13 protein-coding genes are annotated in these 13629 nt (G+C 69.7%); 5 read left to right on the top strand and 8 right to left on the bottom strand.

Going from position 1 to position 13629, the window contains the following annotated elements; genetic code table 11:
• The first annotated feature begins 94 nt into the window (after positions 1 to 94).
• On the top strand, positions 95 to 1411 hold the full coding sequence (locus AB0M67_RS27540) for an FAD-dependent monooxygenase (protein ID WP_365749679.1): 1317 nt from the start codon (positions 95 to 97) through the stop codon (positions 1409 to 1411).
• Between the two features lie 135 nt (positions 1412 to 1546).
• On the opposite strand, the gene AB0M67_RS27545 is transcribed toward AB0M67_RS27540, so the two are convergent.
• A complete protein-coding gene (locus tag AB0M67_RS27545) occupies positions 1547 to 2224 on the bottom strand; it encodes a hemerythrin domain-containing protein (RefSeq protein WP_365749680.1) in 678 nt (225 codons plus the stop codon).
• Positions 2225 to 2350: 126 nt separating this feature from the next.
• Between AB0M67_RS27545 and AB0M67_RS27550 the strand changes: the two genes are divergently transcribed.
• The 3 genes from AB0M67_RS27550 (at position 2351) to AB0M67_RS27560 (ending at position 5686) form a co-directional block, all read left to right on the top strand.
• Complete coding sequence (locus tag AB0M67_RS27550) at positions 2351 to 2992, top strand: helix-turn-helix domain-containing protein (protein WP_365749682.1); 642 nt, start codon at positions 2351 to 2353, stop codon at positions 2990 to 2992.
• A gap of 111 nt (positions 2993 to 3103) precedes the next feature.
• Positions 3104 to 4885, top strand: coding sequence for a prolyl oligopeptidase family serine peptidase (locus tag AB0M67_RS27555; protein ID WP_365749770.1), 1782 nt, complete (start codon positions 3104 to 3106; stop codon positions 4883 to 4885).
• Between the two features lie 48 nt (positions 4886 to 4933).
• Positions 4934 to 5686 carry an SURF1 family protein gene (locus tag AB0M67_RS27560; RefSeq protein WP_365749684.1) on the top strand — a complete coding sequence of 251 codons (753 nt, stop codon included), beginning with the start codon at positions 4934 to 4936 and terminating at the stop codon, positions 5684 to 5686.
• 53 nt (positions 5687 to 5739) lie between these two features.
• Here the strand turns inward: AB0M67_RS27560 and AB0M67_RS27565 are convergent, their stop codons facing one another.
• The 7 genes from AB0M67_RS27565 to AB0M67_RS27595 form a co-directional block, all read right to left on the bottom strand.
• A complete protein-coding gene (locus AB0M67_RS27565; protein WP_365749685.1) occupies positions 5740 to 7041 on the bottom strand; it encodes a hypothetical protein in 1302 nt (433 codons plus the stop codon).
• A complete protein-coding gene (locus AB0M67_RS27570) occupies positions 7038 to 7700 on the bottom strand; it encodes a SigE family RNA polymerase sigma factor (protein WP_365749687.1) in 663 nt (220 codons plus the stop codon). Before AB0M67_RS27570 ends, AB0M67_RS27565 begins: the two co-directional genes overlap by 4 nt.
• A 316-nt stretch (positions 7701 to 8016) precedes the next feature.
• Positions 8017 to 9075, bottom strand: a complete 1059-nt coding sequence (locus AB0M67_RS27575) for an aspartate-semialdehyde dehydrogenase (protein ID WP_365749689.1) — start codon at positions 9073 to 9075, stop codon at positions 8017 to 8019.
• A 34-nt stretch (positions 9076 to 9109) separates the two neighbouring features.
• Positions 9110 to 10381 carry an aspartate kinase gene (locus tag AB0M67_RS27580; RefSeq protein WP_365749692.1) on the bottom strand — a complete coding sequence of 424 codons (1272 nt, stop codon included), beginning with the start codon at positions 10379 to 10381 and terminating at the stop codon, positions 9110 to 9112.
• A gap of 281 nt (positions 10382 to 10662) precedes the next feature.
• Complete coding sequence (locus AB0M67_RS27585; protein ID WP_365749694.1) at positions 10663 to 11331, bottom strand: DUF5063 domain-containing protein; 669 nt, start codon at positions 11329 to 11331, stop codon at positions 10663 to 10665.
• Positions 11324 to 11923, bottom strand: a complete 600-nt coding sequence (gene recR / locus AB0M67_RS27590; protein ID WP_365749696.1) for a recombination mediator RecR — start codon at positions 11921 to 11923, stop codon at positions 11324 to 11326. The genes AB0M67_RS27585 and recR overlap by 8 nt, the downstream gene beginning before the upstream one ends.
• A 150-nt stretch (positions 11924 to 12073) precedes the next feature.
• Positions 12074 to 12409 carry a YbaB/EbfC family nucleoid-associated protein gene (locus AB0M67_RS27595; RefSeq protein ID WP_351393537.1) on the bottom strand — a complete coding sequence of 112 codons (336 nt, stop codon included), beginning with the start codon at positions 12407 to 12409 and terminating at the stop codon, positions 12074 to 12076.
• A 361-nt stretch (positions 12410 to 12770) separates the two neighbouring features.
• On the opposite strand from AB0M67_RS27595, the gene AB0M67_RS27600 reads away from it, so the two are divergent.
• Positions 12771 to 13541: an SLATT domain-containing protein gene (locus AB0M67_RS27600; protein ID WP_365749698.1), complete on the top strand. Its 771-nt coding sequence runs from the start codon at positions 12771 to 12773 to the stop codon at positions 13539 to 13541.
• Positions 13542 to 13629 lie beyond the last annotated feature (88 nt).

Below are 13629 nucleotides of genomic sequence, written 5' to 3' on the forward strand. Positions count from 1 at the left end.
GTCATATGCGATCACACCGGGAGAAACCCACATCCTGCTACTCTTCGTCCGCCATTGATCGCTTACTGTCACAACGGGACAACCGGGAGCACCTGTGAAGGTCGCGTGCGTCGGCGGCGGGCCCGCCGGCCTGTACTTCTCGATCCTGATGAAACGGCAGGACCCGTCCCACGACATCACGGTCTACGAACGGAACGCGGCCGGGTCCACCTACGGCTGGGGAGTGACCTACTGGGGCAGCCTGATCGACAAGCTCCATGTCCACGACCCCGAGTCCGCCGTCGCCATCAGCGAGAGCTCGGTCCGCTGGAGCGACGGGGTCGCACACGTCGGCGATCTGAAGACGGTGCACCACGGCGACACGGGCTTCGGCATCGGCCGCCGCAAGCTGCTCGACATCCTCGCCGAGCGGGCCCGCTCACTCGGCGTGCGCGTCGAGTTCGAGCACCCGATCGCCGACGCGGCGGAGCTGCCCGACGCCGACCTGGTCGTGGCCTGCGACGGCGTCGGCAGCGCGCTGCGGGAACGCCATGCCGAACACTTCGGCACCGAGGCAACAGCCGGGCAGAACACCTATATCTGGCTCGGCACCACCAAGGTCTTCGACTCCTTCACCTTCGCCTTCGTCGAAACCGAGCACGGCTGGATCTGGTGCTACGCCTACGGGTTCAGCGAGGACGGCAGCACCTGCATCGTCGAGTGCTCCCCGGCGACCTGGACGGGCCTCGGGCTCGACAAGGCGAGCGAGGCGGACGGTCTGGCCCTGCTGGAGCGGCTCTTCGCCCGGCCGCTGGACGGGCACCGGCTGATCGGCAGGGCGCACGCGGACGGCAGCGCGCAGTGGCTGAACTTCCGTACGCTGACCAACCGGACCTGGCACCACGGCAACCTCGTCCTGCTCGGCGACGCCGCCCACACCACGCACTACTCCATCGGCGCGGGCACGACACTCGCGCTGGAGGACGCCATCTCACTGGCCGGCGCGCTGCGCGGACACAGCGGATACGGCGACCACAGCGGATACGGCGGCCACGGCGGCCACGGCCGAGACAACGGATCCGGACGCGACGGATCCGGACGCGCCGGGAACGCCGTACACCCGGAACTGCGGCCCGCCCTCGTGCGGTACGAGCGGGAACGGAGGTCCGCCCTCCTCCCCGTCCAGAGCGCGGCCCGCTACAGCGCCCAGTGGTACGAGAACCTTCCCCGCTATATCCATCTCGCCCCGCCACAGATGTTCGCGCTGCTCGGGCAGCGGCACTCCCCGCTGCTTCCGCATATCCCGCCCCAGCTGTACTACCGGATCGACAGGGCGGCCGAGCAGCTGGAGGCGCTGCGCAGGCTCAAGCGCTGGCTGGGCCCGAGGGTCGCGCGAACGCTGCACGCCCGCTCGCGCGCCTCCGGGAACTGAACACCGACGCCCCAGGACCACATCCTGGGACGTCGGTGTTCAGCACGGCCGGTGTTCAGCACGGTCGGTAGTCAGCACGGTCGGTAGTCAGCACGGTCGGTAGTCAGCACGATCGGGGCACGACCGGACAAGGATCTAGATCCTGTCCAGGTACGTCGTGACCGCCAGCGCCTTCTTGGTGGAGCGGTAGCGCGCCAGCAGCACCGGGCGCAGCCAGCGCACCGACGCCGGGAAGGCGCTCAGCACGGCCGCGTACCCGGGGATCCGGTCCGGGTCCTCCATGAGGCCCAGCACCAGATGCGGGCTGGATCGGAAGTCGCCGTGGAAGATCCCGTTCCGTACTCGTGCGACCTCGGCGTCCGGCACCTGCGGGAACAGCTCCAGCAGGACCGGCTCCTCCTCGTCGAAGTGCCTCGTCAGGATCTCGTGGACCCGCTGGGCCGACGGCAGCCCGGACATGGCCGCCTCACTGACGACCACCAGGACCTCGGCGCGCCCGCCCGTGATCTCCCGGGCGGCGATCGCGTCGACCACCCTGGAGAGGGTGTGCAGCTCGGCGTCGAGCGCCTGGTGCTCGGCGAGCATCCGGTCGAGCTCGGCGACGGCGGGGGGAAACAGGTCGCTCAGCGCCGGCCAGAGTCGTTCGTCCTCGCTCCCGTGGTGACTCCTGACGTACTCGATCAGCCATCGGGAGGTGCTGACCAGCGTCTTTACGTCGACGGGCTGGCCGTCGGCGAGATTCGCGAACGAGACGGCCACGAGGGCAGCGCCCCGCCGCATGATCGTGTGCTCGGCGAGGAGTTCTTCGTACATGCGTGAGCGTTCGGTTCGAAGAGCGGATGAAACCGTCATTCTCTATCCCTCGAAAATAGGGTTAACCCCTATGTAATGAACCCAAAGGTGATGAAATAAACGTGCGACTTGCCATAAAATGTCCGTATGTCTGGCGGGCGTCGGTACCACTCCCCTCGCCGCGAACTCACTGCGGCCGCCACGCGGCGTGACATCATCGACGCGGCGCGGCGGCTCTTCCTGGAGCGGGGTTTCGCGCAGGTGACCATCGCGGAGATCGCCCGCGAGGCAGGGACCGCGGTCAAGACGGTGTACGTCAGTGCCGGGGGTCGGCTCGACATACTGCGGGAGACCGTCCACCGCGCGGCCGCGCACTCCGGCGCTCAGGAGACCGTGGGGCGGATACGGGACACCGACAACGCCGTCTCCGCCATCGCCCTGCTCGCCCACCGCACCCGGCTCAGCAACGAGGAGCATCGCGAATCCATCGCGATCCTCTACAGCGCGCTGCCCGTGCACGAGGCGGCGGAAGCACTCTGGGACGAAGGCACCTCTCTCTACACCTCTGCCCTGCGTGAGATCGCCTCACACCTCAAGGGCCTCGGTGCTCTCAAGCCGGGGATGACCGTCGAGCGGTGCGCTGACGTGCTGTGGTTCTGCTTCGGCCTGGGCGCCTGGCGCACGCTCGTCGACGAATGCGGCTGGACCTGGGACCAGGCCGAGAAGCAGCTGACAGCCATGGCCACGAAGATGCTGCTCACCGAGTCGTCCGAGTTATCCACAGGCTGAGCGGGACGCCGACGGAATGTCAGGGGCCGGGCGCAGAATAGGGGCATGACTGAGATCACCGGTTCGACACCGGATTCGACAGCGCCCCCGGCGGCCCCCGCGGCGGCCTCGATGCCCGAGTGGGAGAAGCGCTTTAGGGCGCCGCGGGTGTCGCTGCCCGACTGGGCGGAGGACGCACCGGAGCGCGCGCTGTTCGTCTCCAACGCGACAGGGACGTATGAGCTCTACGCGTGGGACCGCGCGACCGGTGAGCAGCGGCAGGCGACTGACCGGCCGAACGGGACGACGGACGGCGTGCTCTCGCTCGACGGCGAGTGGATCTGGTGGTTCTCGGACACGGACGGGGACGAGTTCGGGGTCTGGATGCGGCAGCGGTTCGCCGCCGGGGCGGACGGAGCCGGTGACGAGCCCGCGGTGCCGGGGCTCGGCCCCTCCTATCCGGCCGGGCTCGCGCTCGGCCGGGACGGTACGGCGGTGGTGGGGCGCTCGACCGACGAGGACGGCTCCACTCTCCATGTCGTACGGCCGGGCGAGGAGCCCGTGGAGATCTACCGGCACCGCGAGTCGGCCGGGGTCGGGGATCTGTCGCACGACGGCTCGCTGCTGGCGATAGAGCACACCGAGCACGGCGACGCGATGCACTCGGCGGTGCGGGTGCTGCGGCTGGACGGCTCGGTGGTGGCCCAGCTGGACGACACGGAGGGCGGTACGCGCGAGCTGGGCCTGGAGGTGCTGGGCTTCGCGCCGGTGGAAGGGGACAGCAGGCTGCTCATCTGCCACCAGCGGCGGGGCCGCTGGGAGCCGATCGTCTGGAATCCGCTGACGGGCGAGGAGACCGAGCTCGCCATCGAGCTGCCGGGCGATGTCAACGCCGAGTGGTATCCGGACGGATCGGGGCTGCTGGTCGCGCACAGCTTCGAGGCCCGCGGCGAGCTGTGGCGCTATGACTTCGCCAAGAGCGCGCTGATCCAGGTGGAGACCCCGGCCGGGACGGTCTCGGGCGCGACGGCCAGACCCGACGGAAGCGTGGAGTATCTGTGGTCGTCGGCGGCCCGTCCGCCGGAGGTGCGCTCCACGGTGGGCGGGGTGGTGCTCGATCCGCCGGGACCGGCGGCGCCCGCCTCGGTGCCGGTGGAGGACGCGTGGGTGGAGGGTCCGGGCGGCCGGGTGCACGCGCTGGTGCAGCGGCCGGCGGGCGAGGGTCCGTTCCCGACGGTCTTCGAGATCCACGGCGGCCCGACCTGGCATGACAGCGACGCGTTCGCGGCGGGACCGGCCGCGTGGGTCGACCACGGCTTCGCGGTCGTCCGGGTCAACTACCGGGGCTCCACCGGATACGGACGGGAGTGGACGGACGCGCTCAAGCACCGGGTCGGGCTGATCGAGCTGGAGGACATCGCGGCGGTCCGTGCGTGGGCGGTGGACTCCGGTCTGGCGGATCCGGCGAAGCTGGTGCTGTCGGGCGGTTCGTGGGGCGGCTATCTGACGCTGCTCGGTCTCGGTACGCAGCCCGATGCCTGGGCCGTGGGGCTCGCGGCCGTGCCGGTCGCCGACTATGTGACGGCGTACCACGACGAGATGGAGGCCCTCAAGGCGATGGACCGCACGCTGCTCGGCGGCACGCCGGAGGAGGTGCCCGAGCGGTTCGCGGCCTCGTCCCCGCTGACCTATGTCGACGCCGTCCGGGCCCCGGTCTATATCTCGGCCGGCGTCAATGACCCGCGTTGCCCGATCCGCCAGGTGGAGAACTATGTGGACAGGCTGGCGGCCCGGGGCGCGGTCCACGAGGTGTACCGGTACGACGCGGGCCATGGCTCGCTGGTCGTGGAGGAGCGGATCAAGCAGGTCCGGCTGGAGCTGGAGTTCGCCGTCAGGCACCTGGACGCGTGCTGACGGGGACCCGGGACCGGAGGCCCGGGTCGCGTTCCGTACCGTGGAGGGGTGTATCGCTTCCTGGTGACTCCGCGCTGGTTGGGGATCAACGTCTTCGTCCTGCTGGCGATCCCCGTGTGCATTTTCATGGGGACCTGGCAGCTGGGGCGCTTCGAGGACCGCGTCGCCGTGCACGAGGCCGCGAAGGCGGCGCCCGATCCCGGTTCGCGGCCCACGGCGGCGCTGGAGACCCTGCTGCCGGTCGACCAGAAGACCTCGGGGCGGCATGCCACGGCGAGCGGGCGGTACGGAGATCAGTTCCTGGTGCCCGACCGGGAGCTGGACGGCGAGAACGGTTCGTATGTGCTGACCATGCTCCGTACCGACGGCGGCAAGGCGCTGCCCGTGGTGCGCGGCTGGCTGCCCAGCGGGGAGAAGGTGCCCGCGCCACCCACGGGCGAGGTCACCGTGACCGGATCGCTCCAGGCGTCCGAGTCCAGCGGCTCCGACGGCGTACGGGCCGGCGGCGGGCTGCCCCGCGGCCAGCTGGCCATGATCAGCGCGGCATCGCTGGTCAACGTCGTGCCGTACGACGTGTACGACGCCTGGGTCACCGTCAGCAAGGCGTCGGACGGGCTGCGGGCCGTGCCCGCGGGTGTGCCGCAGAACACCGGGCTCGACCTCAAGGCGTTCCAGAACCTCGGTTACACCGGTGAGTGGTTCGTCTTCGCCGGCTTCGTGGTCTTCATGTGGTTCCGGCTGGTCCGGCGCGAGGCGGAGGCGATCAGGGACCGGAAGCTGGGGCTGGAGACCGCCGCGTAGCGCGAACCGGTTTCGCGTGGCCCCGCGGCCCCTCGGCCACCACGCCGGCGTCCCTACGACGCGTTGAGGACGCCCGTCTTGTAGATGGTGCCGGCGCAGGCGTTGGGGATGCTCGTCTGGCCGCTCGGGGCGCCCGGCTCCGCCGTATGGGACACCGCGACCGCGCCGTCCATCGTGCCGCCGTCGGTGGTGAGCTGGGTCTCCGTGTTCGATCCGCCCGTTTCGGTGCCGGGGCCCGTACCGGGGTCGCCGGTCGTGCCCGCCGTGCCGTCCTCGGACGGGCTGGGGTCGGGCGAGGCGCCGGTCGTGGGACAGGTCTCCGAGGGCACCCAGGCGAACTTCACCTCGTACGCGCCGTTCGGCGGGAGCACCAGCGCCGCCGCCTCCTGGGAGGGATCGGGCAGCCCGCCCGCCGGGTCGCCCGCGGTGTGCTGCACGACGGTGATCTTGTTCGGGTTCGCCGCGCCCGTCGCCAGGGTGCTGACCTTGCCGCGCCCGGTGACCGAACAGCCCGAGGCCGAGACATTGGAGACGCGGAAGCTCCCGTAGACCGTGCCCCCGGCGTCCGGGGCGCCCGTCTGCCCCACGACCAGAAGCTGGCCCGGGCCACAGGCGGGCGAGGAAGCCGTCTCATAGGGGGCGTCAGGGTCGTCGGAACCACCCTTGCCGCCGTCCGGCGAACCCGACACGGCACCGCCATGCGGCGGCTTGTTCTCCTTGTCGGGCTCGTCCTCGTCGGCGGACACCTTGTCGGAGGGACCGTCCGTGTCGTCCTTCTTGCCGCCCGTCGTGCCCTTGCCTGCGGCGGCGCCCTGGGCCGCCTCGCCATGGCCGGTGCTGACGGCGCGGTCGTCCATCGCGTCGGTGGAGTTCGCGACATGGACGAAGGCGGGGACCGCCGTACCGAACAGCAGCGCCGCCGCCGCCACACCGACGACCGCCTGACGCTTTCTGGCCCGCCGGGTCGGTACGGCCTTGCGGAGATGGTCGAGGGCGCCTTCGGACGGGCGCAGATCGCCCACGGCGCCATGCAGCATCCGCCGCAGCGCCAGCTCGTCCCCGTCCAGGACGCCGTTCAGATCGTTGTTCACGACCTCACCGCCGCCACCGTCACCCACGCCGTCGTCGGCACTGTCGCCCTTGACGGTGTTCTTGTCCCTGTCGGCACCCGTGTCACCGAGGCCGCTCAGCTCATTCTCCGGCCCGTTGTTCACAATTCCGTTTCCAGTCAGGTCGTTCGACGGAGCGTCCGGCGCGGCCTGCTCGTTCGCGCGGTCTTCGCCGCGGAACTCGTCATGGTCCCCGGCCGGGCTCTCGCCTCGGCCGAATCCTCGCCGGTCCTTACGCCCACTCATGCCGTGGCCTCCATGGCGACGCGCAGCGCCGCTATGCCGCGCGAGCCGTACGCCTTCACCGAGCCCAGGGATATCCCCAGCGTCTCGGCGACCTGCGCCTCGGTCATGTCCGCGAAGTACCGCAGCGACAGCACCTCGCGCTGCCGGCGCTGGAGCCCGCGCATGGCCTTGATCAGCGCGTCCCGCTCCAGCAGGTCGTACGCGCCCTCCTCCGCGCTCGCCATGTCGGGCATCGGCTTCGAGAGCAGCTTGAGACCGAGGATGCGGCGGCGCAGCGCGGAGCGGGAGAGGTTCACGACCGTCTGCCGCAGATACGCGAGGGTCTTCTCCGGCTCACGTACGCGATTGCGCGCGGAGTGCACCCGGATGAAGGCCTCCTGGACGACGTCCTCGCAGGAGGCCGTGTCGTCCAGCAGCAGGGCGGCGAGACCGAGCAGCGACCGGTAGTGGGCGCGGTAGGTCTCGGTCAGATGGTCGACGGTGGTGCCCGCTGCCGTCACCTCGTCAGCGCCATCGCGCTGGGGCGGTATACGTGCGGGCCGCGCGGCGGGCATGGGGGCGATCACCGGCATGCCACCAGGCGTGCGGGGCCGCCGGAGCGGACGCACTGCCGCGCCGCGCACCGGGCCGATCGCTGTGAATTCGAGAACCTCTGCCACGCCAGTTGGACACGCTTCCCCCCGCCAGGGTTGTACGCGTACCCCACCCCATTTGACGCTGCACCAAATACCCTCATGCGTAACCGATCTCCCCCTATGCCCCGTTTTTGCGACAGCGCAAAGGGGCGACCGCAGAGACGCTTTCCAGCCGTCCAGCGGTTGCAGAGCTCTCGCAGAAAGACGGATGCGCATCCTTGAACACGACAACGTCCCAGTTCAAGGGGCATAGAGCGCAGGATTGCCCACAGGACGTTCACAGATTCTACAAAGTTTTACTGATCTATGGCTTCCTGATTTGGCGCCTGTTCCGGGGTAGTTACGGCCGCGACAGCTCCACGGCGACGGCCTCGGCGATCTGTGCCGTGTTCAGCGCGGCTCCCTTGCGGAGATTGTCGCCGCAGACGAACAGCTCAAGCGCCCGGGGGTCGTCCAGCGACCGCCGTACCCGCCCCACCCAGGTCGGATCCGTCCCCACCACATCGGCGGGGGTGGGGAAATCGCCCGCCATCGGATTGTCGAACAACACCACGCCCGGTTGGGTCGCCAGGATCTCGTGCGCCCGGCCGACCGTGATCTCCTGCTCGAAGCGCGCGTGCACGGCGAGCGAATGGCCGGTGATCACCGGGACCCGGACACAGGTCGCCGACACCCGCAGCGTCGGCAGATCCAGGATCTTCCTGGTCTCCTCACGGATCGCCATCTCCTCCGAGGACCAGCCGCCCTCCACGGCGGACCCGGACCACGGCACGACATTCAGCGCCAGCGGGGCGGGGAAGGGGCCGGTGGCATCGCCCACCGCGCGGCGCACATCGCCGGGGCGCGTGCCCAGCTCCGTACCCGCGACCAGGGAGAGCTGTTCGCGCAGCGCGCTGACGCCGTCCTGTCCCGCGGCGCTGACCGCCTGGTACGAGGAGACCATCAGCTCGCGCACCCCGAACTCGGCGTGCAGCGCGCCCACGGCCACGATCATCGAGAGCGTGGCGCACCCCGGACTCGCGACGATGCCGCGCGGACGGACCCGTACGGCATGGGGGTTGAGCTCGGGGACGACCAGCGGTACCCCGGGGTCCATCCGGAACGCCGCCGAATTGTCCACGACCACGGCGCCCTTGGCCGCGGCGATGGGTGCCCACTGGGCGGACACCTCGTCCGGTACGAGGAACAGCGCCACGTCCACACCGTCGAGAGCCGCCTCGGAGAGCGCGACGACCTCGGTCGCCTCACCGCGTACGGACAGCTTGCCGCCCTCCGTACGCGATGAGGCGATCAGTCGGATGTCGCCCCAGACGTCCGCGTGCTGCGACAGGATCTGGAGCATCACGGCGCCGACGGCCCCGGTCGCACCCACGACCGCGAGCGTCGGCCCGCCGTTCATCGCGCGGCGCTCCGCGCGGCGCCACGGGACGCGTTCATCGTCCGGTGCCTCCGTAGACCACGGCCTCGTCGGACTCGCTGTCGAGTCCGAAGGCGGTGTGCACGGCGCGCACGGCCTCGGTGACCTCGTCCGCGCGGGTGACCACCGAGATACGGATCTCGGATGTCGAGATCAGCTCGATGTTCACGCCCGCGTCCGAGAGCGCCTCGAAGAATCCGGCGGTGACGCCCGGGTTGGTCTTCATACCGGCGCCGACGAGCGAGATCTTGGCGATCTGGTCGTCGTAGCGCAGCGACTCGAACCCGATCGTCGACTTCGTCTTCTCCAGCGCGTCGATCGCCTTGCGGCCCTCGGTCTTCGGCAGCGTGAAGGAGATATCGGTCAGACCGGTCGACGCGGCGGAGACGTTCTGCACCACCATGTCGATATTGATCTGGTTGTCGGCGATGGCGCGGAAGATCGTCGCGGCCTCGCCGGGCTTGTCGGGGACACCGACGACCGTGATCTTCGCCTCTGAGGTGTCATGGGCGACACCGGAGATGATGGCCTGCTCCACCTTGTGGTCCCCTTGCGGTTCGTTGCTGACCCATGTGCCCTGGAGCCCCGAGAACGAGGAGCGGACATGGATCGGGATGTTGTAACGGCGCGCGTACTCGACGCAGCGGTGCAGCAGCACCTTGGAACCGGAGCTGGCGAGCTCCAGCATGTCCTCGAAGGAGATCCAGTCGATCTTCCTGGCCTTCGTCACGACCCGGGGGTCCGCGGTGAAGACACCGTCCACATCGGTGTAGATCTCGCACACCTCGGCCTCCAGCGCCGCCGCGAGCGCGACAGCGGTGGTGTCCGAGCCGCCACGGCCCAGCGTAGTGATGTCCTTCTTGTCCTGGGACACCCCCTGGAACCCGGCGACGATGGCGATATTGCCCTCGTCGAGCGCCGTACGGATCCGGCCCGGCGTGACATCGATGATGCGCGCTTTGTTGTGGACCGAGTCGGTGATGACGCCCGCCTGGCTGCCGGTGAACGACTGGGCCTCGTGGCCCAGGTTTTTGATCGCCATCGCCAGCAGGGCCATGGAGATCCGCTCTCCGGCGGTCAGCAGCATGTCGAACTCACGCCCGGCGGGGATGGGGGAAACCTGCCCGGCGAGATCGATCAGCTCGTCCGTCGTGTCGCCCATCGCCGACACCACGACGACCACTTGGTGGCCGTTCTTCTTGGCATCGACGATCCGCTTGGCGACCCGCTTGATGCCCTCGGCATCGGCTACGGAGGAGCCTCCGTACTTCTGCACGACAAGGCCCACGTGCGCTCCTCGCTCAGTCCATAGTCACTGTCGGCTCAGTTTAACGACCGACCGCGGGCCGTCCCGGCTATACCACATCGTGAGATGTCCCGCCCACTCCGTGATCACCTTGAGACGGACACGGCCGCTCGGTGTGCATGCATGCCCCCGTTGGCGCGGTACACGCGGGAACGTGGCCCACGTCACGCGCCCAGCCGCGCCGAAAGATCGACGAACCGGCGGACGCGGCCCTCGCGGCCGGCGGCTCATGGCGGCTCAGCTCACCGGCCGACGAGCCGGAGTCACCTGAGCGTGCGCATGCCCAGCGGCGTCGCGATCTCCTCCACCATCACCTTCCCGGCCTCCTCCGCCAGGACCTCCTCGGCCTCCTCCGTCAGGTCCTGGTCGGTATCGAGACCGTCCAGCGCCGGGAGCGGCTGGTCGAGGCGTACATGCGCGACCAGGGACTGAAGGGCGCGGAGCGTGGCGGAGGCCGTGGAACCCCAGCTGGAGAAGTACGAGAACTGCCACCACCACAGCGCCTCGGTCGTCCGGCCCGCACGGTAGTGGGCCAGTCCGTGGCGCAGATCCGTCACCACACCGGCGATGTCGTCGGAGATACGGGACGGCACGGGCGCCTTGCGCGGTTCGTAGGGGTCGAAGACCTCGGAGTAGACATCGATCGGCTCAAGGATCACGGCGAAGCGCTCACGCAGATCGTCGACGTCCGGCTCGGGGCCGAGATCGGGCTCGTACCGCTCGTCGGGAAGGATGTCCTCGTGGGCGCCCAGCCTGCCGCCGGCCAGCATGAGCTGGGAGAACTCAAGCAGCAGGAACGGCACGGCGCTGTCGGGTTCATCACCCTTCGCCACTTCCGTGACGGCGACGATAAAGCTCTCGACCTGGTCGGCGATCTGGACCGCGAAGTCGTCCGGATCCTGATTGACGGCGTGCAGCGTTGCGTCAGACATCGAGAAGTCGTCTCCCCTCGAAGGCACGCCCGAGCGTGACCTCGTCGGCATATTCCAGGTCGCCCCCCACGGGCAGACCGCTGGCCAGGCGCGTGACTTTCAGACCCATCGGCTTGATCATGCGGGCGAGGTACGTGGCCGTGGCCTCGCCCTCCAGGTTGGGGTCGGTCGCCAGGATCAGTTCGGTGACCGTCCCGTCGGCGAGACGGGTAAGCAGCTCACGGATCCGCAGGTCATCGGGGCCCACGCCCTCGATGGGGCTGATCGCGCCGCCGAGCACGTGGTACTTGCCGCGGAACTCGCGGGTGCGCTCGATGGCGACGACGTCCTTCGGTTCCTCCACGACGCAGATCACCGTCGTATCGCGGCGCGCGTCACGGCAGATCCCGCAGCGCTCCTCCTGCGCGACATTGCCGCACACCGCGCAGAACCGGACCTTGTCCTTGACCTCAAGGAGGGCATGGGCGAGACGGCGGACATCGGTCGGCTCGGCCTGGAGGATATGGAAAGCGATCCGCTGCGCGCTCTTGGGACCGACGCCGGGCAGCCTGCCCAGCTCGTCGATCAGTTCCTGGACCACGCCTTCGTACAACGGATTGCCTTCCCTACTACGGTGAGTACATACGCTAGTTGGTGTCCGCGCGGGTTAGAAGAGCGGGTGACGAGGGTGAGCGGGCCGCGCTACGGGCCGGCCACGGCTCGGGCCACGGGCCGGGCCCGGTGAGCTAGAAGGCCCGGTGAGCTAGAAGGGCAGCCCCGGCATCCCGCCGAGTCCCTGCGCCAGCGGACCCAGCTTCTCCTGCTGGAGCCGCTGCGCATTGTCGTTCGCCGCGTGCACGGCGGCGACGACGAGATCCGCGAGGGTCTCCGTGTCCTCGGGGTCGACGGCCTTCGGGTCGATGACCAGAGCACGCAGCTCTCCGGAGCCGTTGACCGTGGCCCTCACGAGACCACCGCCCGCCTGCCCCTCGACCTCGGCGTCCGCCAGCTCCTCCTGTGCCCGCGCGAGGTCCTGCTGCATCTTCTGGGCCTGCTGGAGCAGCTCTTGCATATTGGGCTGACCACCACCGGGAATCACGGTCACTCCTGGCATCTCGACGACGGGTTGCCGCACGCGTTGCTGAACGTGCTACGGAACGTGTTACGGAACGGATTTTCCGGACGGATCATCCGCACGAGTTGTCCGTAAGGCGAGCCTACGTGGTCCCCGAGCACCTCGCCCTACCCCGCCGGAACGAACCCCAAGCGAACTCTTTCGAGTGAGAGCTTCTCCGCTCCTCTACCTGATCACGGGCCCCACGTGGAAGGAAATGCCGGGATTTCGATCACACAGACCACCATTTGGCGGTAGGAAGTGCATGCGCATCACAAGCCGCAGGCCATACGCGCGCACACCGTCCGTCACGCGGAGTCACAGCAGAGCGTAGAGGAGTACCCAGGTGAGCCAGCCGGAGATGCAGCCCGGAGGCCCCGCCCGGGAAGAGGGGGCTCCGTCCGCGGAGACCACCGGCGAGGACGGGAGCGGCCCACCGCTCTACGGCGAGCTGACCGGGGGCCCGTTCCCGCTCGGGGACTGGGGGGAGCCCGCGGAGCGGCTCGACGAGCTCTACCGCTGGGTCGAGACGGGGGCGCTGCGCACGGTCGACTGGTATCTCGCCGACCGGGTACGCAAGCGGCGCGGCGCCCGCGCCCTGCGGGCGGCGACGGCCCTCGCGGTGACGGCGGGCGCGGCGCTGCCGCTGCTGGATCTGACGGGCGCGCTGAGCGGGGCCGCGGGGTGGGGATACCTCTCGCTGCTGCTGGGCGCCGCCTGTGTGGGGTGCGACCGGTACCTCGGGCTGACCTCCGGCTGGATGCGGGCGGTCGCGACGGCGCAGGCGGTGCAGCGCAGGCTGGGGACATTCCAGTTCGACTGGGCGTCGGAGTGTGTACGGGAGGTCCTCGGCCCGACCGAGGGGACGGCCAGCGAGGCGGCGGAGCGCTGTCTCGGCGTCCTGCGGCGGTTCACGGAGGACGTGACGGAGCTGGTACGGGCGGAGACGGCGGACTGGATGGTCGAGTTCCGCTCGGGCCCGGCGCCGCTGATGATGCAGTCGGTGCCGATGGGCGGGGCGCGCGGGGAGGGCGTCGTACCGCCCCCCGGACGCTTCCCGCTCCCCCCTGGCACCCGCCCGAACATGCCGAGGCAGCGACCGCCAGAAGCGCGCTGAGGAGATGAAGCGGAGGGCGGAGGGCGGTCGGCAGTGGGCGGTGATCGAGGTGGGGGGCCGGCTCGCGTCCCGGTGCCGGCCCCCGGCC

Source organism: Streptomyces sp. NPDC051662, from assembly GCF_040681655.1.
GTDB lineage: Bacteria > Actinomycetota > Actinomycetes > Streptomycetales > Streptomycetaceae > Streptomyces.